The sequence below is a fragment of the Enterococcus devriesei genome (assembly GCF_001885905.1).
Classification (GTDB): domain Bacteria; phylum Bacillota; class Bacilli; order Lactobacillales; family Enterococcaceae; genus Enterococcus_A; species Enterococcus_A devriesei.
The window spans coordinates 65,450-88,314 of the sequence record NZ_JXKM01000009.1 but is presented as its reverse complement, the minus strand read 5'-3'; the positions used below and the strand labels follow the sequence as shown (position 1 = coordinate 88,314).

Genomic DNA, 22,865 nt, shown 5'->3' with positions numbered 1-22,865 from the left:
TAACTTTTGGGGGTCACTACATCACACGTGGGTCCTTTTTTTATTTGTTTAAGTAGTTGAATAAACCGCTGATTGTTTTGTCATCTAAGTTGATTTCTTCACCGTCAACGGTTGCTTTGACTACGTGATAATAATCAGGTAGATCAGGGACTTCCTTCAATTGTGCACCGACAAAATCACTGGCAGCATTATAAGTTTTTTCTTTTTCTGAGCCGTTTAATTCATAAGTAATAACTAGCATCTTAATCGCTTCTCTCGTTTAATTTTTGACTTCATTCGTATTGTACCGCAAAACTAATAAAAAGTAAGCCATTTGACCTTTACCAAAGCTTTACAGTTCTTAACCAATCATTTACATCTGCTCAACAGCATATTTACGTTGAATTGCTAAAGTAAGCATGTACTAAAAATAACGAAATCGAAACCTGAATTCATTTGATACGACAGGATAAAAATGAATTTAGGAATCAAAAATGGGATAAGTTTGCTTATGGGAATTTATTCTTTAATTGGAGAAGGAGAGTATGACATGAAGAAAATTATTTTTGCTTTAGCTTTATCAGGAGTTTTATTGGCCGGCTGCGGTAGCGGCAGTGGGGCTAGTAAAGATTCTTCAGGAGCAGGAAAAAGCGATACAGCCAAAATCACTGCGGTAGGTTCAACGGCGTTACAGCCATTAGTTGACGCAGCGCAAGAAAGTTATACACAGGAACATCCCGAAGTGCAAATTTCCGTTCAAGGAGGCGGCAGCGGGACCGGTTTGAGTCAAGTAGAGAATGGTTCCGTTCAAATTGGAAACTCCGATGTCTTTGCAGAAGAAAAGGACGGCGTAGATGCCTCAAAATTAGTTGATCATAAGGTAGCGGTAGTTGGTTTCGTTCCAGTAGTAAATAAAGATGTGGGGGTCAAAGATATCACGAAACAGCAATTAATCGATATCTTTACCGGCAAACTTAAAAATTGGAAAGAACTTGGCGGGAAAGACGAAGCGATCCAAGTTGTCAATCGAGCTTCCGGCAGCGGAACTCGCGCAACTTTTGAAAAGTGGGGCTTGGATGGGAAAGAACCGATTCAGTCACAAGAACAGGATTCATCAGGAACGGTGAAAAAAATCGTGGCGCAAACACCAGGTGCCATCAGCTACTTAGCACTTTCATATGTGGATGACAGCTTACAAGCGTTGGATCTAGATGGCGTCAAAGCGACTGATAAAAATATTACAACAAACAAATGGCCAATCTGGTCATATGAACACATGTATACAAAGGGTAAACCAGATAAAGCATTGGCCGACTTCTTAAAATACATGACCACTGATGAGATTCAAAACGGGCCAGTCAAAGAATTAGGTTACTTACCAATCACCTCAATGGAGATTGAACGTTCAGCGGACGGTACCGTTAAATAAAGCAAAAAAAAGGATCGCGGAGAATTTTTCCGTGATCCTTTTTTAGTTTTTAAATTAGTTTAATGGTAAACGTACCGTAAAGGTCGAACCCAGTTGCGGATGACTATCAACTGTCACCGAACCACCAAGAATCTCACTATATTCTTTCACAATCGCAAGTCCTAATCCGGTACCGCCTGAATGCCGGCTGCGAGCCTTGTCGACACGATAAAAGCGCTCAAAAATACGCTTCTGGTCAGCTTCATTCATGCCGATACCGTGATCACTGACAGAGATCATCAAATCCTCGGCTGATTGATAAGAAATCTCGATTTGACTGCCTTCAGGAGAATACTGAATCGCGTTTTCCAAAAGATTTTTAATGATCGGTTGGAAAAAAGGCAGCCGAGTCTGGTAAAAATAATCGCTTTGTCCGTCGATCACCACGGTAATCTTTTTTTTCTTCAACAAATGTTGGAAGAGATCTACTTGCTGTTGGATAAAAGACGTCAATTCAATAGTCTGATGATCTTCGGCTAAATCATTTTTGTCTTTTGATAATTCAATAATGTCTTGGATCAAATGTTGCAGACGTTTAGCATCATTTTGCATGATCGTCAAAAATTCGGTAGTTAATTCAGGGTCTTCTTTTGCACCGTCAAGCAGTGTCTCAGAAAAGCCTAGTAAAGAAGTTACCGGAGTTTTTAATTCATGAGAGACATTACCCACAAAGTCACGTTGAATTTTTTCTAATTCCCGGACATGGGTCAGATCATAAACCGTGCCCATGATTTGATCACCTTTTACTTCATTTTCTAAGTAACGCAGACGAATATCTAAATTCATCGCCGCTGGCAATTTGGTGGAGATCTCTTGGTGGACTTGATTTTTTTCAACTAAAACTTGTTGGATCAATTGAATGAAATGATTGTCCTGAATGACTTGCCAATAATGATGCCGACTGGCACCGCCAAATTGTAAAAGTTCCTCCATCGCCGGATTGATCATAACAAAACGCCCATCCAGATCAATGATAAAAACGCCGATAGTCAACTCGTGAAACAGGGTAGAAAATTGTTCCTCGGTGGAAGTATAAGCGGCATAGGTCTCATTTAACTGTTCGCTGATTTGATTAACCGTGACATAAAGCTCCTGCCATTGAGGAGCATTCTGCATGACATAATTACTTTTTTCCGGCTCCTTCAACATTCGTTGCAAAACTGGGAGAACCGTTTCAATCGGACGATTTCGTTGATAGATCAAATAGCAGATAATCAAATAAATCAGGGTATAAAAAATCAAAAGAATGATGGCGATTGATTGCTGGAAGTTTCGCGTTTTCGGTTGAAAGGCGGAAGTTCTTTTGGCCACGCGTAAGATGCCGATGGTCTCATCGGCGCCCCGAATCGGTTGAGCGGTGTATAGCAGCTCGGTCTTTAGCGTCGAGCTATAGCGGACTGAAGAACCGACGTCGTTATTTTTCAAGACCATTTTGACCTCGGGCCGATTTTCGCGGCTGCCGGAAAGATTAGGCTCGGAGCTGTCAAATAAAATCGTGCCATTTTTGTCTAGTAAGGTAATCCGATCATGTGCCTCTTGGGAAAATGTTTCGATGGCTTGTTTATTGGCGGCTGAATTAAGCTCTGTGAGATCCAGATGATGGAGCAGCAGCTCGCCGTTACTGGTCAAAAATTCTTCTTGCTGCTCTAACAGTTCCTTATTATAAAAATGATTTGCTAATTTCCAGCTACCAAAAAAAAGCAGACAAACGAACACTAGCGGGATGATATAGTCTAGCTGTTTTCGTTTCATTGAGCTGGCACCTGAAATTTATAGCCAAAGCCACGAACGGTTTGTAAATATTGCGGATGCTTCGGATCAACTTCGATTTTTTCCCGCAAATGGGAGACGTGAACATCCACGATTCGACTTTGACCGGAAAAATCATACTGCCAGATACGATCCAATAACGTATCGCGGTCAATCACCCGTTCCTTGCGCTTCATAAAGTAGACTAACAACTCGAATTCTTTCGGCGTCAATTCGATTTTTTTGTCGCGAACGGTAACTTGATAGTTGGTTAAATCGGCTTTGATTTCGCCGGCTGATAAGAATTCATGCTCCACTTGTTCCTGCCTAGGCTCAATACGTCGAAAAATAGCTTTCATTCGTGCCAGCACTTCTCTTGGTGAAAAAGGCTTCGTTAAATAATCATCGGCACCGATCTCTAACCCTAGAATGCGATCGATGGCATCGTCTTTTGCCGTTAGCATCAAAATCGGCGTCTCAACTTTTTCCTGCCGCAGTTTTTTTGCGATCTCCAAGCCGTCCATCGAGGGCAGCATCACATCTAGAATAATAAAATCAAACTTTTCGTTTAAGGCTAACTCAAAGCCTTCTTGTCCATCCTCTGCGGTGGTAACTAAATAGCCTTCTTTTTCCAAATTGAAGCTTAATAATTTTACGATCGAGGGCTCGTCGTCTACTACTAATACACGTTTCATAAATATCTCCCTTCCTATTAAAAACCTTCATATTTTGATTAATCCTGTTGAATCTGCATACTTACTAAAAAGGAGACCATATTTTTCTTGATTTGCTGCTTTACAAAACAAGGTTTTTACATAAATAAAACTGAAATTTGCTCCGTTTCACAAATTGTCTAGAACCTGCAAGAATTCGCGCAGCTTTTCTTAATAAGAACATTTGCGAAGGACTATTTCAATACCTGAATAAATGGTATAATGTGAAAGCAGTTTTGTCACCTATTTTCTTTTTAAAATGATGGGAGAAGAATAGATGTTAGGAATTAGTGCCTGTTTAGGCGGTATCGCTTGCCGCTATGACGGTCAGTCGAATACAATCCCGGAGTTGCGTCAGTTAGTCGATGCTGGACAGGCGATCATGATATGTCCAGAAGTTTTAGGTGGCTTGCCGATCCCACGAAGACCAGCGGAGATTCAACAGGGCGATGGTTTTGATGTATGGAGAAATCAAGCGCGGGTCGTGGATACTGATGGTGAAGATGTCACCGAACTGTTTAAACAAGGGGCAGTTAAAGCTTATAATGAAATAGAAAAATTGCAGATCAGCGGACTGATTTTAAAAGAAAGAAGTCCTTCCTGCGGCAGCGGTTTGATTTATGACGGCAGCTTCTCTGGTAACCGGATCGCAGGCGTTGGCGTGGCGACCGCTTTTTTTATTCAAAAAGGTTTAAAGGTGTATTCAGAGGAAAATTGGCGAGAAATGAGGATAACGTAATGGAGATCGAAAAAACCAATCGAATGAATGCGTTGTTTGAATTTTATGCGACGCTATTGACTGAAAAACAAATGAATTATATGGAACTGTATTACGCGGATGATTTTTCTTTAGGAGAAATTGCGGAAGAATATCAGGTGAGTCGTCAGGCAGTTTATGATAATATCAAAAGGACAGAAAAAATTATCGAGGAATACGAACGCAAGCTGCATTTGTTTTCGGACTATATCGTACGAGAAGAACAGCTAGATAAGCTGGCGCAGTATGTAACCGAACACTATCCCAAAGATGAAGTGTTAGCCGAGGCAATCACCGGTTTGCAAGATTTGGATGAATAGTATGAAAAAGTTTTAGGCAAGTGTTGTATCTGATCAGGAGAAAGGAAAGTAAGCAATGGCATTTGAAAATTTAACGCAGCGTCTACAAGCTGCGATGGGAAAATTACGTAAAAAAGGAAAAGTTACAGAGGCTGATATCACAGAAATGATGCGTGAGATTCGTTTGGCTTTATTAGAAGCCGACGTTAACTTGCAAGTCGTGAAGCAGTTTACCAAAGAAGTTCGGACGCGAGCATTAGGAGCAGAAGTATTAGACAGCTTATCTCCGGCTCAACAAATCGTCAAGATCGTTGATGAAGAACTAACGAAAACGCTAGGTTCAGAAGCTGTTGGAATCGAAAAATCACCGAAGATCCCAACGGTCATCATGATGGCTGGTTTGCAAGGGGCTGGTAAAACGACCTTTGCTGGAAAATTAGCGAATCAATTAATCAAAAACGAAAAGGCCCGGCCACTAATGATCGCCGGCGATATTTATCGTCCAGCGGCGATCGACCAATTAAAAGTATTGGGTCAACAATTAAACGTTCCTGTTTTTGATCTAGGGACGGAAGTCAGCCCGGTTGAGATCGTGCGTCAAGGGATGGAACAAGCCCGTCAAAATAAAAATGATTATGTCTTAATCGATACGGCAGGTCGTCTGCACATCGATGAAGCATTGATGGATGAATTAAAACAAATCAAAGAAATCGCTCAACCGAATGAAATTCTGTTAGTTGTCGATGCCATGACCGGTCAAGATGCGGTGAACGTGGCGCAAAGTTTCAATGAACAGCTGGGAATTACCGGGGTCGTCATTACTAAATTAGATGGGGACACTCGTGGCGGTGCGGCTCTTTCAATTCGTGCCGTGACCGGGGCACCAATCAAATTCATCGGATCAGGCGAAAAATTAACGGATCTTGAAATTTTCCACCCAGATCGGATGTCGAGCCGGATCTTAGGGATGGGCGATATGCTGACCTTGATCGAAAAAGCCCAACAAGATTATGATGAGAAAAAAGCCGAAGAACTTGCCCGTAAAATGAAGGAAAATAGTTTCGACTTCAATGACTTCATCGAACAATTAGATCAAGTTATGGGTATGGGACCAATCGAAGATTTATTAAAAATGATTCCGGGAATGAATCAAATGCCAGGAATTGAAAATGTCAAAGTCGATCCAAAAGATGTGGAACGGAAAAAAGCGATGGTCTACTCAATGACTCCAGCGGAGCGGGAAGATCCTGATTTATTAAATCCAAGCCGTCGCCGCCGAATTGCGGCAGGTTCTGGTAATTCAGTCGTCGAAGTCAATCGTATGATTAAACAATTCAAAGAGTCTCGCAAAATGATGCAGCAAATGAGCAAAGGCAGCATGCCGGCAGGAATGGATCAAATGTTTGGTTCAGGTATCAAAGGCAAGATGGGTAAAATGGCTATGAACCGAATGGTCAAGAAAACCAAGAAGAAGAAAAAGAAACGGAAATAAAAAGAAAGTGTCTGTCTCAATAGAGATGGACACTTTTTTCTGCTATACTAAAGGGGAGCGTATGTTCGTTTTTTGTAAATAAAAATTGAGGAGTGATGAAATGGAAAGATGTGAATGGGCAGGTAGTAATGAGAACATGCAAAAGTATCACGATACCGTTTGGGGTGTGCCGGAATACGATGATCAACGCCTTTTTCGTAAATTAGTGTTAGATATGAATCAAGCTGGATTGAGCTGGCAAACGATTCTAAATAAGATGGAGAACTTTGATCAAGCCTATGAACAATTTGTGCTTGAAAAAGTTGCGGCGTTTGATGAAGCAAAGGTCGAGTCATTAATGCAAGATGCCGGCATTATTCGTAATCGCCGAAAAATCGAAGCGGCGATTAACAATGCCCAAAAAGTTTTAGAAATGCAAGCGAGTGGGTTGAGCTTCTCAGATTATTTATGGGGCTTCGTAGATCATCAAGTGATCGACGGAAAAAGAATTTCAATGGCGGATGTCCCGGCGAAAACAGAATTATCTGACGTGATCGCTAAGGATTTAAAAAAGCGTGGGTTTAAATTTGTCGGTAGCACGACGATTTATGCTTTTTTACAGGCTGTTGGAATCGTTAACGATCATAAAATCGATTGTTTCCGTTATGAAGAATTGAGCAAAAAGTAACCGTTTTAGGTTTTCTTTGGTCTTTTTTTTCGATCAGCGTTATAGTTGATTTGTAAGAAAAAAGGAGGCCTTTATAATGGCTTGTACAACGATCTTAGTAGGGAAAAAAGCTTCAACAGATGGTTCAACAATGATGGCGCGGAACAACGATATGTTTGTGGCGGATACGCCGCAAAAAATTCAAGTGATTCCAAGCAAGGACGATCAAACAGGGAAATACGTATCGAATAAAAATGGTTTTACCTTTGATTATCCGAAAAAAGCTTATCGTTATCAAATGGTGCCGAACGTAAATGTTGAAAAGGAAGGGATTTTTGGCGGCAGCGGCTTTAATGAAAAAAATGTTGGCATCAGCGCGACGGAAAGTGTCTACGCCAATGAACATGTTTTGGCTTTCGATCCGTTAGTAAAAAATGGGATCGCAGAGGATTCAATGGTCGTCGCAGTTTTACCGTACATTGATTCTGCTAAACATGGTGTGGAATATCTAGGGGAGATCATCAAAACATCTGGCTCACCGGAAGGAAATGGTGTGGTCTTTAGCGACAAAGATGAGGTTTGGTACATGGAAATCGTTACCGGTCATCATTGGGTAGCGCAACGTATCCCCGAAGACCATTATGCGGTGATTGCTAATCAAGTTGCTCAAGAAGAAATCGACTTCGATGATCCAGAAAACTTCATGTGGTCAGAAGGCATCCAAGAATTTGTTGAAAAAAATCATTTGAATCCTGATCACGAAGGCTTTAATTTCCGTCATATTTTTGGTACAGATACGGAAAAAGATCGTTATTACAACACGCCGCGGGTGTGGTTTGGCCAACGTTATTTCAATCCTGAGATCGATCAGAGTCCCGTGTCCTCTAAGCTGCCATTTTTACAAAAAGCTAATCGTAAAATCAGTTTGGAAGATATCGCTTATATTTTAGGTTCGCATTACAATGAGACCGTTTATGATCCTTACGGCAAGGGATCTGAACGTGAAAAACATTTGTATCGCCCAATCGCTTTGAATCGGACACAAGATTCACATATTATGCAAGTTCGTAATCACGTACCAGAAGAGCTTTCAACCATTATGTGGGTCTGCTTAGGAGTACCGGCCTTTAACCCACATCTACCATTTTATGGCAATGCGACAGACTCAGACCCAAGCTTCAACGATACGAAACTGGATTGGAATTTAGCAGACGGCTATTGGATGTATCGGACGATCACTGCTTTAGTGGAAGGCCACTATAGTGAACTGATTGAATCTGATAGTGATTTTGTCAAAGATTGTCGTGAGAACTTGATTCGTTTAGTGGCAGAGACTGATGAACAGGCCCAAAGCTTGCAAGGAGCTGAACTCACCGATTATTTGACAAAACGTAATCATGAAATCGTCGATGCTATGAAAGAAAAAGCGATGAAGTATATTGGCGAATTAGTAAAAAGTAGTATTGATTTGTCTAAGTTAACGTACAAAATGGATATCAATTTATAAAGATCGAGGCTTCCTATTTTTTGAGGAAGCCTTTCTTTGATATCATGATAAAAATAGAGTGAGGAGGGATTTGATGGCGCGAGCAGTGTTTTATGGAGCGATCAGTTTGGATGGCTACTTAGCTGATAAGCAGGATCGATTGGATTGGTTGTATAATCAACCAGGCGGAGAATTGGTCCCTTATGATCAATTTTATCAAGGAATTGACTATACGATGATGGGACGACGAACGTATGATGTGGTGAAACGAGACGCACCAAAGGAAGTTCTTTATCCCGAAAAAGAGAATTTTGTTTTTAGTCGTTCAAATTTAAATTTGGAAGATAACCTCCAATTAGTAGATCAAGACCAGGTAGCCTTTATTCAACATTTGCCTGAAGATAAAACAATTTGGGTCGTAGGTGGTGGGGCACTTCTGCGACCGGTGATCGAAGCTGGCCTGATCGAAGAATGGTGGATTCAAGTTGTACCGATTTTATTAGGCGAAGGTGTACCGCTATTCTTACCGCAAAGGAATCAGCAGAAATTTCAGTTGGTCGAAACAGAACAATTCGGGCAATTCGCCCAATTACATTTAAAAAAATAAAAAGTTTTGAGCTGCGGCTCAAAACTTTTTTAATACTCAGTTTCATCAATTTCATTGACGGCAGCTTCAAATTTTGCTTGGCAAGGCAAAACTTTCTTTTCTTTAGGCGGGAAGGTTTCATCAAAATCTGCCAAGTGAGTTTGGTCAGGATACATGCCCTCGGAAAAAACTATTTTGCCGCTCACTTGATCCAATGCGCCTTTTTTTAACGGCAACGCCATGATCCCAGTGTAGTATTTGCCATCAGGCATCGAGATACCGTATTTTTTTGTCCCGAGAAAGCCATAAGTATGGTAATGATAAGGAAAGCCGCCGATTACGATAGCTGGATAGCCCAATCGTTTTGCTTCAGCGATGGCGTGTTCAATTAGCATCCGACCGTAGCCTTGCCGGTGATACTTAGGCGTAATACTGACAGGTCCAAAAGAAATCACCGGATATTCTTTACCTACTTCATCTTCGACTTTAGCATGGCTGAAAAAGATACTGCCAATAAGTTCTCCGTCTTTTTCAATGACGAAGGTCAATTCTGGGATAAAATCAGGATGTTTCCGCAACGTGTGGGCGAGGTAGTGTTCTTCCGCTCCAGGCACATACAAATTCCAAAAGGCCTCCCGCGTAATTTCCTCTACTTGTCGATAATCCTTTTCTTCTTCCAAACGAATCGTAATGGTCAAATAATCCCTCCTAAAAAAGCTGGTTGTTTAGTAATGAGTATAGCATATTAAAAAAAAAGAAAATGACTTGCGAAAATCGCAAGTCATTTAGAAAAGGCAAATTATTTTGTTAATTTATTGAAGAACTCAATATACTGATCAGTGATCGTCTTGAAGAATTTCACTGTACCGTCAGCTAGGTGACCATCATTATCAACTAAGTTCATGATGCCACCGATATATGCTTCTGGTTGTTGCAAGGTTGGGACATCTAAAAAGACTAGTGATTGACGTAAGATATGGTTAGCACCGAATCCACCAGGGCCACCAGGTGATACAGTCACGACTAGGCCGGGTTTGCCGCCCCAAACACTGCTACCCATTGGACGTGAACCAACGTCTAATGCATTTTTTAAAGCTGCTGGAATGGAACGATTGTATTCTGGAGTGACGAAGTATAGTCCATCCACGCCTTTAATATCTTCACGTAAACGAGTCCAAGCTTCAGGAATTTGACCTTCAACCTCTAAATCCTCATTATAGAATGGAAGATCATCAATTTTAATAAATTTTGCTTCAAAGCCTTCTGGTAATAATTCCGCAAATTGTTTTGCGACGATTTTGTTGTAAGAATCTTTACGTAAACTTCCTACCAAAATACCGATAGTTTTTGTCATAACTATTCCTCCTAAGTAAATTACATTCGTTATCTACTTTTTAATCTTACAAAAAATAAGTAATTGATGCAAAAGATACGACTTACGATTTTTATTTCAACCGTTTTTAAGAATACGACCGCTGATTAGAAAGAAAAAGAAGCTGTAAAGAAAAAACTCTTTACAGCTAAACAAAAGCGTGTTAGACTACATCTTGTGATTAATTATATGGAGGTGTAGTTATACAATGGCAGTTAAAATTCGCTTGAAACGTATGGGTTCTAAAAAGAAACCTTTCTACCGTATCGTTGTTGCTGATTCTCGTTCTCCTCGTGATGGACGTTTTATCGAAACTGTGGGTACTTACAATCCTTTGAAAGACCCTGCAGAAGTAGTCTTAAAAGAAGAAAATGTTTTAAACTGGTTACAAAAAGGTGCGCAACCTTCTGATACAGTTCGTAACATTCTTTCTAAAGAAGGCATCATGCAAAAACACCACGACGCTAAATTCGCTAAGAAGTAAGGTGATCAATTATGCAAGATTTAACTAACCTTGTGTTGACCATTGTTCGTCCGTTGGTGACAAAACCAGATGAAGTGAAATTAGAGATCGAAGAGTCTAAAGATTTCTTAGAGTACAACTTAGCGGTTGCACCTGAGGATATCGGTAGAATCATCGGGAAACAAGGCCGTGTCGCAAAAGCGATCCGTACGATCGTATACAGCGTCCGGACGAATGGACCGAAAAAAGTTCGTCTAAATATCGTGGATGGTAAATAAAATCGGAACACTCGAGTCAGTTTGATTCGAGTGTTTTTTACGTAGATGTGGAGTAGAATGAAGGTGGAGGTGTTTCATCATGAAAAAATTTTTAGTATTGTTTAGCGCGTTGTTCGCACTCGCCGCCTGTAACTCTGGAACTAATGATTCAAAAGATAGCACCACAAAATCGACGGCGACAGCCACGACGAAGACCAGCTCAACTACCAACACGTCAAGTTCGCAAAGCAGTAAACCAAGTAGCGCAAAACCATCGTCAACTGTCGCTTCAAGCACAAAGACTGCTACAAGTGCAACTGGAACCGATTCGACACATGCCAATCATGCCATGACCGCATTAGAAGAACTCAAAGCCAATTACCCAAATGAAAAATTTCCTGATCCGGCTACAATTAGCGGCGGTAAAACAATTGGAATTACTGCTTCTGAAGCACAAGGAACATTGAAAGTGAATTATTACGTTGTCAATGAAGAGACGCCTTTTAATGATTCAAGTTTAAATAGTCAAACACCAGTGGCACAATTTCAACGTCATACCTTTGATTCAAAAGAGACGGCTCAAAATGAAGTTGGACAAACTTATGATCCAAATGGCCAACAGGTTGATCTAGGCCACAATATTACCGGCTATCAAACGGCTGGTGCTGGCTCAAGCTTTTTAGGCTGGAAAGAAGGTAATTGGAGTCTTTCGGTTCGCGCCAATAATTTGGAACAAGAAGATCCGAAACCGTTGGCTAAACAGACGGTTGAATATTTGGAAGGGGCCTTTTTACCAGTACCACAAACGGCCGGCCAAATTTCCTTACGAGTAACACCAAGTGATTTCCAATCCAATACAGTGGTTTGGCAAAACAATCAAACGGTTTATACAATAATGAACGCAGATGCCATGAGCAGCTTGAAAATGGCTGTTTCGATGGCACAATAGAGAAAGCAGAAAGAGGGAAGTACGTGACTAATTATTATAAAGTCGGGAAAATCGTCAATACCCACGGAATCCGTGGTGAAGTTCGCGTGATCTCAACCACGGATTTTACGGAGGAACGCTATCAAGTTGGAGAAAAACTTTTCTTATTTAGAGAAGACCAAGAGGTTTTACCTTTAACGATCGCCAGTTATCGTCGCCATAAAAATTTTGACTTGTTAAGTTTTGAAGGTTATCCCAACATCAATCAAGTCGAAGCCTTTCGTGATGGCATTTTAAAAATATCTGAAAAGCAATTGACTGAACTGAACGAACATGAATACTATTATCATGAAATCATTGGTCTGACAGTCATTGATGAAGAAGATCGTGAAATCGGAAAGATCACTGAAATTTTATCACCAGGCGCGAATGATGTGTGGGTAGTAAAACGTAAGGGTCAGAAAGACGCGCTGATTCCTTATATCGAATCAGTTGTAACAGATATTGACCTGACTGAGGGAACTGTTCATGTGGAACTTCCGGAAGGATTGTTAGACGATGCGGATTGATGTACTGACCCTCTTTCCTAGAATGATCGAAGAACCTTTAGGAGAATCGATTATCGGTAAAGCAGTAGAAAAAGAATTATTGGAGATTAAGGTACATGATTTCCGTCAGTATTCAGATAATAAACATAAGCAGGTGGACGATTATCCTTACGGTGGTGGCGCTGGAATGTTATTAAAGGTCCAGCCAATCTATGATAATTTGAAAGCCATCGAAGCTGAAACGAGTAATCAACAAAAACGGGTGATTTTGCTTGATCCAGCCGGAAAACCTTTCAACCAAAAAATGGCGGAGGAATTTTCCCAAGAAGAGCAGCTGGTCTTTATTTGCGGACATTATGAAGGCTATGATGAACGGATTCGTTCTTTAGTGACCGATGAAGTTTCTTTAGGCGATTATGTTTTGACTGGTGGCGAGCTTGGAGCAATGGTAATGATTGATGCCACTGTTCGTTTATTACCAGACGTGCTGGGCAACCAGACTTCGGCGAAAACGGATTCCCACTCGACAGGTTTGCTGGAACATCCTCAATATACCCGACCTGCTGAATTTGAAGGGATGGGTGTGCCGGAAGTTTTGATGAACGGCAACCATCGTCTGATTGAAGAATGGCAATTAAAAGAATCCTTGCGGCGAACCTATTTGCGCCGACCGGACATGCTGGAAAAATTAGAGCTGACTCCCGAAATGCAAAAATTATTAATTGAAATAAAGAACGAAGAATAGACGAGCTTGAGTGACTGCATATTTTTTCAGTCATTCAAGCTTTTTTGCTACAATTAAAAGAAAACGAGGAAGTGATGAGCATGGACGATCCATCAGTATTAACGAATCAGGAGCTTTACGATAAAATATATGACGGAATCACACCAAAGAAGGAGAATGTCCTGATTCTAGTGTGCGCAATCGTGATTGCTTCTATCGGCTTAAACATGAATTCACAGCCAGTGGTGATCGGTGCGATGCTAATCTCACCGATCATGGCGCCAGTCCAAGGTCTAGGGATGGGGCTTGCGACTTTTGATTCCCGGCTGACGATCAAAGCGTTGAAATTATTACTATTGGAAGCCGGCTTCGCCATTATTGCGGCGGCCCTTTATTTTTTCCTTTCACCGATCACCTATGCCAGTTCAGAAATTTTAGCCCGTACGCAGCCGACGATTTGGGATGCAATCATTGCTATTTTTGGTGGGATCGCCGGTATGATCGGTGCCAGAAAAAAAGAAATGAATAATATCGTTCCAGGAGTAGCCATTGCAACGACGTTGATGCCGCCGTTGTGTGTGGTAGGTTATGGGATCTACGAAAGAAATCTAGATTTCTTTTTAGGCGCCAGTTATTTGTTTCTCGTCAATGTTTCTTGTATTATTTTGACCTCCTTCATCGTACTGCAGGTTTTTCAGATTTCTACCCGTAAAGTGGTGAAAAAAGGTGAGGCAAAAAAGAGAAATTATGTCATGATCTTCGTTGCTGTTTTAGTCCTACTGCCGAGTATTTTCTCAGCTGGTTCCTTAGTAAAAAAGCAAGTGGATGAACAACAAGTTAAAAAATACCTAGCCAACGAATTCTCTGATTATTACGTTTTAAATCAAGCCCTAGACACAGAGAACCATCATTTATCCATCGATACCATCGGCTCGGAACTGACGAAATCACAGCTCACACAGTTGCAAGAAAAGTTAGCCGACTATCGGCTGAAGGATTATCAACTAAGCGTCCGTCAAGTCGCAGATAGCGAAGCGCTGAGTCTAAAGGATTTAGATCGTTACTTAGAAAATCAACAACAAGAAAATACCCCGCAAGCGGAAACACAGCGCTTAACGAACGCCGCCAGCGATCATTCGTTGTATCAGGAAATGGAACAAATCAAAGAAAAGCTGTTCACTGAGTTTCCTAACCGAATCACCAGTATCTCCTTAAAGGAACAAGAAACCAAGACCGGAGAGCAAACCGGTGTGATCGAAATCATGACTCAGAAAAAACTTTCAGAGACGGAACAAAATAAAATCAAACAGCAGGCCGAGAGTTATATCAAGCAGCAAGATAAAGAAATTTCTATTAAGCTGGAGAATTAATCCGGCGTGACAAGAAATTTATCTTTACAGATGCTTTTTATCTGTGTTAGAATGTTTTGGTGAGTGCAAAGCTCATCAATTATACGATATTCCGCTGGGGCACCTGTCCTAAGAATGTTTGGAATAAGGAGAATGATAAATATGAATCCATTGATTCAAGAACTAACTCAAGAACAATTACGTACTGACATCCCAGCATTCCGTCCTGGGGACACTGTTCGTGTACACGCGAAAGTTGTCGAAGGAACTCGCGAACGTATTCAGTTATTCGAAGGCGTAGTAATCAAACGTCGCGGAGCTGGCATTAGCGAAACTTATACTGTACGTAAAATCTCTAACGGTGTTGGTGTGGAACGTACTTACCCACTACACACTCCACGTGTTGCAAAAATCGAAGTTGTTCGTTACGGTAAAGTACGTCGTGCAAAACTTTACTACCTACGTGCATTACACGGAAAAGCAGCTCGTATCAAAGAAATTCGTCGTTAATCTATTATTATCTGATGAAGCAAGGTCCTCGTGGAAACGAGGGCTTTTTCTTTTTACAAAAAAGTATTGGTACAACGTTTAATTCATGATTGAAAAAGTTTTATTATTCGCTACACTTAAATAAAACGGATAGAAAAGGAGCTATGATGAGTGCGATAGTGATAATTGTTAGTGGAATCGTTGCGATGTTTGTTGCCTTGATTGGGCTGGAAACTTACTCGCGCTATAAATTGAAACGCAAGGTGATTGATAATTGGGGAAAGCAACCATACCAGTCACATCTGGATAAAGAGGAAAGCTTGAACCAAGCTTGGCAGATTGAAAAGGGATTTCGTCATTGGGATAGTGAAGTAGATGAGCTTACTTGGCACGATTTAGATATGTTTGAAATTTTCAAATTGATTAATGGCACGTATTCTAGTGTCGGCTCCGAAGCGCTTTATCAACAACTGCGCAATTTCAATTTTGCGAAAGATCAAGAATTGGAAGACTTGATAGACTTTTTTGAAGAAAATCCGAAGATGCAGCAGGAGATCCAATATAACTATGCCCGCCTGGGAAAGCAAGATAATAATTTTACGAAACAATACTTAGCCAGCGGCCAGCGAGAGCAATTAGGAACGTTTTGGTTGTATGTGGCACTAGGAGTCTTACCGATAATTAGTTTGCTACTGCTTTTAATAATTGGTCCGGTGGCCTTACTGCTTTTTATTGGGGCGATGGTTTTTAATATTATTTTTTATATGTATAAAAAAGTTCGCTTGGAAATCGAGTTGAACAGTATGCGTTACCTAGTCCAGACGATCGTTTTGACGAAAAAACTTTGTAAGCTAAAAACGCCGCTGCAAGCGGAAATGAAGCAAAACTTTCAGCCGTTAAAGGGAATTGCAATGTGGGGCTTTTCTTTTCGCATTAAAGGGAATACGGAGGCGGATGTGCTATTTGATTACTTGAATATGATGTTCATGATTCCGTTTATTGCTTATAATTTTGTTTTGACGCGGTTGAGCAAATACAATCAGCAGGCGATAAACTTGTGGGAAGCTTTAGGGAAGATGGAAGTGGCGATCGCTGTTCTAAATTTTCGGATTTATGTTCCCCTGAGTTGTCAACCGCAGCTTAAAACCGGTGGCGTTGTGGCAGAGAATATTTATCATCCCTTAGTTAATGGGCCAGTAGCAAATCCCGTTGAATGGCAAAAAAATATCTTAGTGACAGGCTCGAATGCTTCCGGTAAATCGACCTATGTCCGCAGTATCGCCATCAGTGCTATCTTGGCGCAAACGATCAATACCGCGCTAGCGGAATCTTTTACAATTCAAGCAGGCCATGTGATAACTTCGATGGCAGTGGAAGATAACGTGATTGAAGGAGACAGTTATTTTGTAGCGGAAATCAAGTCGATCAAACGGTTACTGGATCAAGTCGCCACCAGTCAACGTTGCTATTGTTTTGTGGATGAGATATTAAAAGGAACGAATACGATTGAACGAATTGCCGCTTCTTCTAGCGTTGTGAATTGGATCAGCGCTTATCCTAGCCTGGCCTTCGTTGCCACACACGACATCGAGCTGACGGAAATATTGAAGACCAAATGTGACAATCTGCATTTTGAAGAACAAGTGACAGAAGAACAAGGGGTCAATTTTGATTACCAAGTTCGACAGGGACCAGCGACGACCCGTAATGCAATTGCGCTTTTAAAAGTGTTAGGCTATCCCGAAACACTTGTGAAGCAGGCGCAAAGTGAAGCAGAATATTTCGATAAGCATCGTACGTGGACAGTGTTTGAGTAAAATGGTTAAAGACTCATTAGTTGTTCTTTAAAATTAAATAATTGACTAAATTGTCTATAATATATTCAATTATATTGGATATATTATAGACAATTCTTTTATATTAGGTATCTTTGAAGGATGATTAAATCTTAAATCTACAATTTTTTTCCTTATTGATACGGAAATTTCTACGTTGATAGGGAAACGCTTACATATTATTCTTGATTTGTACTAAAGGTTTCCTTAATTGATTTAAACAGGTAAATGCAATGAACAGTGAAAAATAAAAAATTTAGGAGTGATTGAGGATGAGGCAGAAGGAAAAGGCTTTGTTGAGTTTTTTAATAGAACATAATGGTGAGTATGTTACAATCGGATATCTAGCCTCTAAATTATCCCTATCAGATCGAACAGTTCGAACAAAAAACTATCTGATTAGGATCTAAATAAAAAGCTGTATGAACGATCTTTCGTTCATACAGCTTTTTACTATTCTTAATTCAATTAAGACAGCTGCCCAATCAATGTATTCATTCGATGCTCCTCGATTCTTTTAGCTAACGCGCTTAAACTTTTGGCTGAAGGAACGTCTTCGATCACAAATAACTTTTCTTCTGGAATGATTGGGGTGGAAAAATTGGTAACATATAGATCAGAGGTCAAAGACTCCTGCGCCACCTTGGCATAGATTTTTTCCGCTTGGACATCTAAAGAAATTTTTCCCGGATAATTGTTTTTAAGGTAGTGAGCTAAAAGCTGCGCATGTTTAATGCCTAAATCACTGCAAACCTCGACTTTAACCGGTTGACGCAGGGCTGCTAATTTTTCAGGAAGATCGTTCCAATAGATGAATAGCTCAAATAAAATAGAATGAAAATATAACGAGTACCAAGGGAAATGAACTTTGGCCTCTAAATTTTTGAGTGTTTTCATCAAGACTCTGCTGAAAACCATAAAGTCTCTTTGAATCGTTAAACTGTTGTAGAGTTCGCGATTATACGCCACGTGTTTCTCATAAGGGTAGACTTTGTATGAAGTGTAAGTCATCTTTAAAAGATCGACGCACTCTACCCGGCTTTGATCGGAAATAGTGATGCCTAAGGCTTCGATGATTGTAGCGATTGTGGCATCACAAAGCCGAGTGATACGATCTTCTTCTTCTTGATTGTCCCAAGCGAAATTAGGCCAAAAAATAGTTTGGATCAAGTCACATTGGTGATGTTCACTTTGCGGTAAATCTAAGTTAGCTAGCCCACGCGTGACTGAAGGTTGATAAAATTTTAGATGATTTTTAGTATACATATTGCGTTTTTGATGATTGAAGAAGCCTTGCCCTTGACGGATCAAGCTAACAGCAATCAAAAAGGAAAATTCGGTTTTTTGAATGAAGGTTAAATTTAAGTTGAAGGTTTCGTTTAAGTAATTTGCCGCTTTCAATATCGCTGCTTGATTTAGTGGAAAAGGCCAATCATAGACATCATAGACTTCAGTAAAGTAGCTCGCCATGAAAATTCGCAGTTGCCGTTCATCGTTACCAATCAGACACAGCTGATTTCTATCGATTTGCAGCCCGCGTTCGCCCAAGCCTTCATTTAGCTTAACGATGCGACGATAAAGGCTTGATGAGCTGAGGAAAAGCTCTTTCTCTAGATCGGTCCGTAACTTTCCCGGCTGAAAAAAGAGTAGCTCCAATAATTGGAAGGTTGGCGACTCTTTAAGAATCGCTGAAAATATTTCGTGTACCGAATGGTTATCTTTCTCAGACAAGCGAAACTCACCGGAGGCACTTTTTTCGATTTGAACGATATCGCCCCATTGATCTTCAATTTCTAGACAGTCACTTACTACCGTTTTTGGTACGGCATTCACACTTTCGGCTAGTTGTTTGATGGAGACATAATTATTCGCTGTTCGTAGAATCTGGATGATATTGATCTGACGATTTTTAGTTGAGGATAACGCATGTCTCATGATAAGCCTTCTTTCAATGGATTGATATTATTATTATAAAGGAAAAGATGTAAGTTGAAAATAATTATGGTAGTGATTAAGATTTTATTTTTTGCGAGAGTATAAACCTAAAGATGTTTTTTTATTAACTAGTTTAATAATATTTGTAATGCTTATTTTGGAAATCCCAACGTAAAAAATATTCAAAATGAGAATTTTTTTACAATCTAGTTATAATCAATCATTTTTCATTTCTTATTGGAAGTAAGATGATAAAATGAATAAAGGGCTCAATTTCATTCTATTTTTTTAAGAAATTAGCTAAATAAAATGTAAGGAGCGAGTAATTGTGAAAAAAATAATTGTTTTTGGTCTGTCTCTTGGGTTGATTGGTGGATTAGCTGGTTGTGGTTCGGATTCAACGGATTCCGCTAATTCTAGTACCTCTCAAACAACGAGTCAAAGTAGTCAAAGCCAAGCAAGCAGTGAGCGCAGCAATCAGTCGTTCAAAGTGAGTGCCGATGAAGCCATCAAGGCTTATCAAGAGGCTTATCCTGACAGCGATATTACGTCACTGGAGCTAGAAAGCTCTTTAGGGAAATATGTCTATAAAATTGAAGGTGTTGATGATGAGAAGGAATATGAAATGACTGTCAACGCAGATACGAAGGACGTGTCGAAAGAGCGGGAGGAAACGTTAGACGCCGACGATAAAGACGGCGCCAAAAGAAAAGAAGACAAACTAGAGTTAGATAAACTTTTAAGTGTTGAGAAGGTATCTGATCTGGCGGTGGAACATGTTGGTAAGGGTGAAGCGACTGAATGGAGTTTGGACAAAGAGCTAGGTACAACTTATTGGGAAGTCAAAGTAAAAGATGGTCAAAAAGAGACGGACGTCAAAGTTGATGCGCAATCTGGAAAAATTCTTGAGTCAGAGACGGACGACCAATAGTTTAAAGAGGCGATGATCCTGTGATCATTGTCTTTTTTAGTAAAAAAGGAGCTAGGGCATTGATATAATCCCAGCTCCTATTCATGTATAAACGGTGAAACAGAAGTAGCTTCTTCGAAAATAAGCCGAAAGTTCTCGAAGCTGAATATTTCTGTCCCAACCTCTTTCCTAGAATTCAGACTTTGCGGTATCTTCTAAGTCCGATAATATTTAATGCAGTAAAGACAGCGATGAACAAAACTAAAATCATTAGATCAGGTCCGATTGTTTCTATGCCTTGACCTTTGATCATAATTGCACTCAAAGCGTTGCCGGCGTAACTGAGGGGAAAGATATAAGCAAGTCCTCGGACCCAATTTGCCATTGTATCTAATGGAACCAGACCTGAGAAGAAGACCTGTGGAATAACGATCAACGGAATAAATTGAACCATTTGAAATTCCGAGCTGGCAAAGGTCGAAACAAAGATTCCCATGGAAAGTGCTGTTAAGGCGATCAGAATATTCGTGACAATCACCCACAGCAAGCTGCCAACAATTTGCAACTTAAGAAGATAGATTGAGAAGAAAATAATCACAAATGTTTGCAAAATGGCAAATAGACCATAGCCCACAAGATAGCCAAAGACGATTTCGCTGCGTTTGACTGGTGTGGCTAATAACCTTTCCAAGGTACCACTGGTTCGTTCACGTAAAAGGGCGATGCCTGAGATCAAAAAGACAAAGAAAAAGACGAAAAAGCCAATCAAAATCGGAAAGATTTTATCAAAGAAAGTACTGTCAGCACTGCCGTAAACGTAAGAACTTTTAACCGTGAGCTTTTGTAGCTTCAAAGGGGTCTGCGTTTTTTCAGCTAAGACTTGCAGCTCCTGATTCATTTCTTTCATTTTGCTGGTGGTTAAGATCGATTGGATCATGCCTTTAATTTGAGCAGTACTGCTAGGGTCTTCATTTTCATAAGTGACTTTAACGGTCGAATCATCCAAGGAAATGAAGGCATCTAGATTGTTGTCCTTCATAGTGTCATGGATATTGATCCCTGTCTGATATTTTTTCGTCTTGACTTCATCTGAGGGAAAACTTTTTACTAATGAGGCTGGAACGGTCGAGTCCACGCCGATTTTTACATGGGTCTCTGAGTTGGAATCAAAAACAACATTCATCAAAGACAAAACAATCACTGGCGCAATCAGCATTAAGGCTAAGGTTCGTTTATCACGAATCAATTCTTTTATGACTCTAGTGAGGATGGCATTAAAACGCATCATTGCTATCGACCTCCGATTTCAAGAAGACTTCTTCAATCGAAACCGCTCGGAATTTTTGTTTTAATTCAGCCGGCGTACCGAAGGCAAAAAGTTTTCCTTCAATGATTAAGCCAACAGAGTCACATTTTTCTGCCTCGTCCATCGCATGGGTCGTGACGACGATTGCTTTATTTTTTGCTGCCAAATGCTGCAGTTGCTTCCAAACAGCGACACGCAATGTGGGATCAATCCCAACCGTTGGTTCATCCAATACGAGCAGATCGGGATTCGACAATAAGGTCGTAGCTAACGATAGGCGCCGCTTCATTCCACCAGAATAGGTCGAGACGATTTGATCGAGAGCTCCAGTTAAATTGACCAGCGCCATATTTTCTTGGATTGCTTGTTCTAATGTATCGCCATTTAGTCCCATTAATTTGCCAAAGAAAATCAAGTTTTCCTTAGCAGTCAAATCCGAATATAGGGCGTCGCTTTGTCCCATATAGCCGACGCGGGCTAAGACTTTACGATTAGGCATCTTGGTTTGAAAAACGGTGGTTTGGCCTTTATCCAATTTTTCCATTCCCAGTAAACATTTTATCGTGGTCGATTTACCGGCACCGCTTGGTCCAATCAAGCCTAAGATTTTTCCAGCTTCAATTTGTAGATTGACATCTTTCAAAACTTCCCGTTTATCAAATGATTTATACGCCTGAGATATTTGCGCGACTATATTGTTAGCATCCATCATGGGTCCCCCTAATTAGTTAAAAAAATTTTTTGCGACGCTGGTTATTTCTAGCTTTTCATTAAGTCAAAGCAGTAACGTTTATAAAATGGACACAGTGTCTATTATTTTGTACTATATGAATTATATAGTGACTCGTTAAGGATGCAAGGAAAGACTGCTGGTAATGTACAGGTTGAGAAAAAGTGTTTATTAATTGTCGGAGGGCTAGAAAATGAAAGAAACGGATCTGCGTTATGAACGCACGAGAAAAAATATTTTGGCGGCCATGACGCGGCTGCTTCAAACGAAAAGCTTTGAGCAGATCACCGTGACAAATATTTGCCAAGAGGCGGAGATTAGCCGCAGCGGATTTTATCTTCACTATGTGGATAAATATGATTTGGTTGAAGTGAATTTACAAAAATTTCGTGATCAAGCTAATCAATTTTTAGCAGAAACTAGTGACAGAGACAAAACCAAACTATTTTCAAATATGTTGAATTATCTTCAAGGAGAGGGTAAGTTGATTGCTGCTTTACTATCGGAAAATGGTTCGGTGGAAGTCCAAAATTATATAAAAAGAGTCATGCAGGAGAATGCGCGGGTAAATATTTTCCCACAGTTGAACTTGAAGATCGAAAGTGAAACGGAACAGCATTTTGCGATTATTTTTTTAAGCAATGCACTGTTGGGCGTGTTGCAAGATTGGATCAATCGTGGACAGAAGGAATCGCCAGCCGAACTAGTAAAAATCATGACGCACTTGATCACCTTTGATTTCAAAAAATAAGCCAAGCCTTGAAGAGGTAGTTAGATTCTTCAAGGCTTTTTTTTGTACGCCATAATTTTAATCTTCAGTTAAGCTTCCCCCTACATTCACGAA

26 protein-coding genes are annotated in these 22,865 nt (G+C 40.3%); 18 read left to right on the top strand and 8 right to left on the bottom strand.

The window, feature by feature from the left end; translation table 11 throughout:
- Positions 1-40: 40 nt before the first annotated feature.
- On the bottom strand, positions 41-241 hold the full coding sequence (locus RV00_RS12310) for a hypothetical protein (protein WP_071862894.1): 201 nt from the start codon (positions 239-241) through the stop codon (positions 41-43).
- 288 nt (positions 242-529) lie between these two features.
- On the opposite strand from RV00_RS12310, the gene RV00_RS12305 reads away from it, so the two are divergent.
- A complete protein-coding gene (locus tag RV00_RS12305; protein WP_071862893.1) occupies positions 530-1,408 on the top strand; it encodes a phosphate ABC transporter substrate-binding protein PstS family protein in 879 nt (292 codons plus the stop codon).
- Positions 1,409-1,462: 54 nt separating this feature from the next.
- Here the strand turns inward: RV00_RS12305 and RV00_RS12300 are convergent, their stop codons facing one another.
- The gene (locus RV00_RS12300) at positions 1,463-3,199 is read right to left on the bottom strand and encodes a sensor histidine kinase (protein ID WP_071862892.1); all 1,737 of its coding nucleotides are present in this window, start codon (positions 3,197-3,199) and stop codon (positions 1,463-1,465) included.
- Positions 3,196-3,891 (bottom strand): response regulator transcription factor, encoded by a 696-nt coding sequence (locus tag RV00_RS12295; RefSeq protein WP_071862891.1) that lies wholly within the window; start codon positions 3,889-3,891, stop codon positions 3,196-3,198. Before RV00_RS12295 ends, RV00_RS12300 begins: the two co-directional genes overlap by 4 nt.
- Positions 3,892-4,186: 295 nt before the next feature.
- Between RV00_RS12295 and RV00_RS12290 the strand changes: the two genes are divergently transcribed.
- The 6 genes from RV00_RS12290 (at position 4,187) to RV00_RS12265 (ending at position 9,196) form a co-directional block, all read left to right on the top strand.
- Positions 4,187-4,648, top strand: coding sequence for a 2-thiouracil desulfurase family protein (locus tag RV00_RS12290; protein ID WP_071862890.1), 462 nt, complete (start codon positions 4,187-4,189; stop codon positions 4,646-4,648).
- A complete protein-coding gene (locus RV00_RS12285) occupies positions 4,648-4,986 on the top strand; it encodes a putative DNA-binding protein (protein WP_071862889.1) in 339 nt (112 codons plus the stop codon). Before RV00_RS12290 ends, RV00_RS12285 begins: the two co-directional genes overlap by 1 nt.
- Before the next feature lie 55 nt (positions 4,987-5,041).
- Complete coding sequence (ffh, locus tag RV00_RS12280; protein ID WP_071862888.1) at positions 5,042-6,457, top strand: signal recognition particle protein; 1,416 nt, start codon at positions 5,042-5,044, stop codon at positions 6,455-6,457.
- 100 nt (positions 6,458-6,557) lie between these two features.
- Positions 6,558-7,124 (top strand): DNA-3-methyladenine glycosylase I, encoded by a 567-nt coding sequence (locus tag RV00_RS12275; RefSeq protein ID WP_071862887.1) that lies wholly within the window; start codon positions 6,558-6,560, stop codon positions 7,122-7,124.
- A 76-nt stretch (positions 7,125-7,200) separates the two neighbouring features.
- Positions 7,201-8,610, top strand: a complete 1,410-nt coding sequence (locus RV00_RS12270) for a C69 family dipeptidase (RefSeq protein ID WP_071862886.1) — start codon at positions 7,201-7,203, stop codon at positions 8,608-8,610.
- A 73-nt stretch (positions 8,611-8,683) separates the two neighbouring features.
- Positions 8,684-9,196, top strand: coding sequence for a dihydrofolate reductase family protein (locus RV00_RS12265; protein WP_071862885.1), 513 nt, complete (start codon positions 8,684-8,686; stop codon positions 9,194-9,196).
- Positions 9,197-9,225: 29 nt separating this feature from the next.
- On the opposite strand, the gene RV00_RS12260 is transcribed toward RV00_RS12265, so the two are convergent.
- Together RV00_RS12260 and RV00_RS12255 are read right to left on the bottom strand one after the other, a co-directional pair.
- Positions 9,226-9,873 (bottom strand): GNAT family N-acetyltransferase, encoded by a 648-nt coding sequence (locus tag RV00_RS12260; protein WP_071862884.1) that lies wholly within the window; start codon positions 9,871-9,873, stop codon positions 9,226-9,228.
- Positions 9,874-9,974: 101 nt separating this feature from the next.
- Entirely contained in the window at positions 9,975-10,529 is a 555-nt protein-coding gene (locus RV00_RS12255; protein WP_071862883.1) for an NADPH-dependent FMN reductase, read from the bottom strand.
- A gap of 226 nt (positions 10,530-10,755) precedes the next feature.
- Between RV00_RS12255 and rpsP the strand changes: the two genes are divergently transcribed.
- The 9 genes from rpsP to RV00_RS12210 all read left to right on the top strand — a co-directional run bounded on the left by rpsP (position 10,756) and on the right by RV00_RS12210 (position 17,550).
- On the top strand, positions 10,756-11,031 hold the full coding sequence (rpsP, locus tag RV00_RS12250) for a 30S ribosomal protein S16 (RefSeq protein WP_071862882.1): 276 nt from the start codon (positions 10,756-10,758) through the stop codon (positions 11,029-11,031).
- Positions 11,032-11,042: 11 nt separating this feature from the next.
- Positions 11,043-11,288, top strand: a complete 246-nt coding sequence (locus tag RV00_RS12245) for a KH domain-containing protein (RefSeq protein WP_071862881.1) — start codon at positions 11,043-11,045, stop codon at positions 11,286-11,288.
- Positions 11,289-11,367: 79 nt separating this feature from the next.
- Positions 11,368-12,216 (top strand): membrane lipoprotein lipid attachment site-containing protein, encoded by an 849-nt coding sequence (locus tag RV00_RS12240; RefSeq protein ID WP_071862880.1) that lies wholly within the window; start codon positions 11,368-11,370, stop codon positions 12,214-12,216.
- Between the two features lie 23 nt (positions 12,217-12,239).
- The gene (gene rimM, locus RV00_RS12235) at positions 12,240-12,764 is read left to right on the top strand and encodes a ribosome maturation factor RimM (protein WP_071862879.1); all 525 of its coding nucleotides are present in this window, start codon (positions 12,240-12,242) and stop codon (positions 12,762-12,764) included.
- A complete protein-coding gene (gene trmD, locus RV00_RS12230) occupies positions 12,754-13,488 on the top strand; it encodes a tRNA (guanosine(37)-N1)-methyltransferase TrmD (RefSeq protein WP_071862878.1) in 735 nt (244 codons plus the stop codon). Before rimM ends, trmD begins: the two co-directional genes overlap by 11 nt.
- An 80-nt stretch (positions 13,489-13,568) precedes the next feature.
- Positions 13,569-14,837, top strand: coding sequence for a TIGR00341 family protein (locus RV00_RS12225; RefSeq protein WP_071862877.1), 1,269 nt, complete (start codon positions 13,569-13,571; stop codon positions 14,835-14,837).
- 141 nt (positions 14,838-14,978) lie between these two features.
- Complete coding sequence (gene rplS / locus RV00_RS12220) at positions 14,979-15,326, top strand: 50S ribosomal protein L19 (protein ID WP_010740291.1); 348 nt, start codon at positions 14,979-14,981, stop codon at positions 15,324-15,326.
- A gap of 146 nt (positions 15,327-15,472) precedes the next feature.
- On the top strand, positions 15,473-17,122 hold the full coding sequence (locus RV00_RS12215) for a MutS-related protein (RefSeq protein WP_084133300.1): 1,650 nt from the start codon (positions 15,473-15,475) through the stop codon (positions 17,120-17,122).
- A gap of 290 nt (positions 17,123-17,412) precedes the next feature.
- Positions 17,413-17,550 carry an HTH domain-containing protein gene (locus RV00_RS12210; protein ID WP_084133299.1) on the top strand — a complete coding sequence of 46 codons (138 nt, stop codon included), beginning with the start codon at positions 17,413-17,415 and terminating at the stop codon, positions 17,548-17,550.
- Between the two features lie 58 nt (positions 17,551-17,608).
- On the opposite strand, the gene RV00_RS12205 is transcribed toward RV00_RS12210, so the two are convergent.
- Positions 17,609-19,075, bottom strand: a complete 1,467-nt coding sequence (locus RV00_RS12205) for an AcpB/EbpR/MafR family transcriptional regulator (protein WP_071862875.1) — start codon at positions 19,073-19,075, stop codon at positions 17,609-17,611.
- Between the two features lie 328 nt (positions 19,076-19,403).
- Between RV00_RS12205 and RV00_RS12200 the strand changes: the two genes are divergently transcribed.
- A complete protein-coding gene (locus tag RV00_RS12200; protein WP_211272393.1) occupies positions 19,404-20,006 on the top strand; it encodes a PepSY domain-containing protein in 603 nt (200 codons plus the stop codon).
- A 175-nt stretch (positions 20,007-20,181) separates the two neighbouring features.
- Here the strand turns inward: RV00_RS12200 and RV00_RS12195 are convergent, their stop codons facing one another.
- Positions 20,182-21,273, bottom strand: coding sequence for an ABC transporter permease (locus RV00_RS12195; RefSeq protein ID WP_071862873.1), 1,092 nt, complete (start codon positions 21,271-21,273; stop codon positions 20,182-20,184).
- Positions 21,260-22,003: an ABC transporter ATP-binding protein gene (locus RV00_RS12190; protein WP_071862872.1), complete on the bottom strand. Its 744-nt coding sequence runs from the start codon at positions 22,001-22,003 to the stop codon at positions 21,260-21,262. The genes RV00_RS12195 and RV00_RS12190 overlap by 14 nt, the downstream gene beginning before the upstream one ends.
- 211 nt (positions 22,004-22,214) lie before the next feature.
- Here RV00_RS12190 and RV00_RS12185 point away from each other — a divergent pair, with 211 nt between their 5' ends.
- Positions 22,215-22,772: a TetR/AcrR family transcriptional regulator gene (locus tag RV00_RS12185; RefSeq protein ID WP_071862871.1), complete on the top strand. Its 558-nt coding sequence runs from the start codon at positions 22,215-22,217 to the stop codon at positions 22,770-22,772.
- Positions 22,773-22,865: the final 93 nt, after the last annotated feature.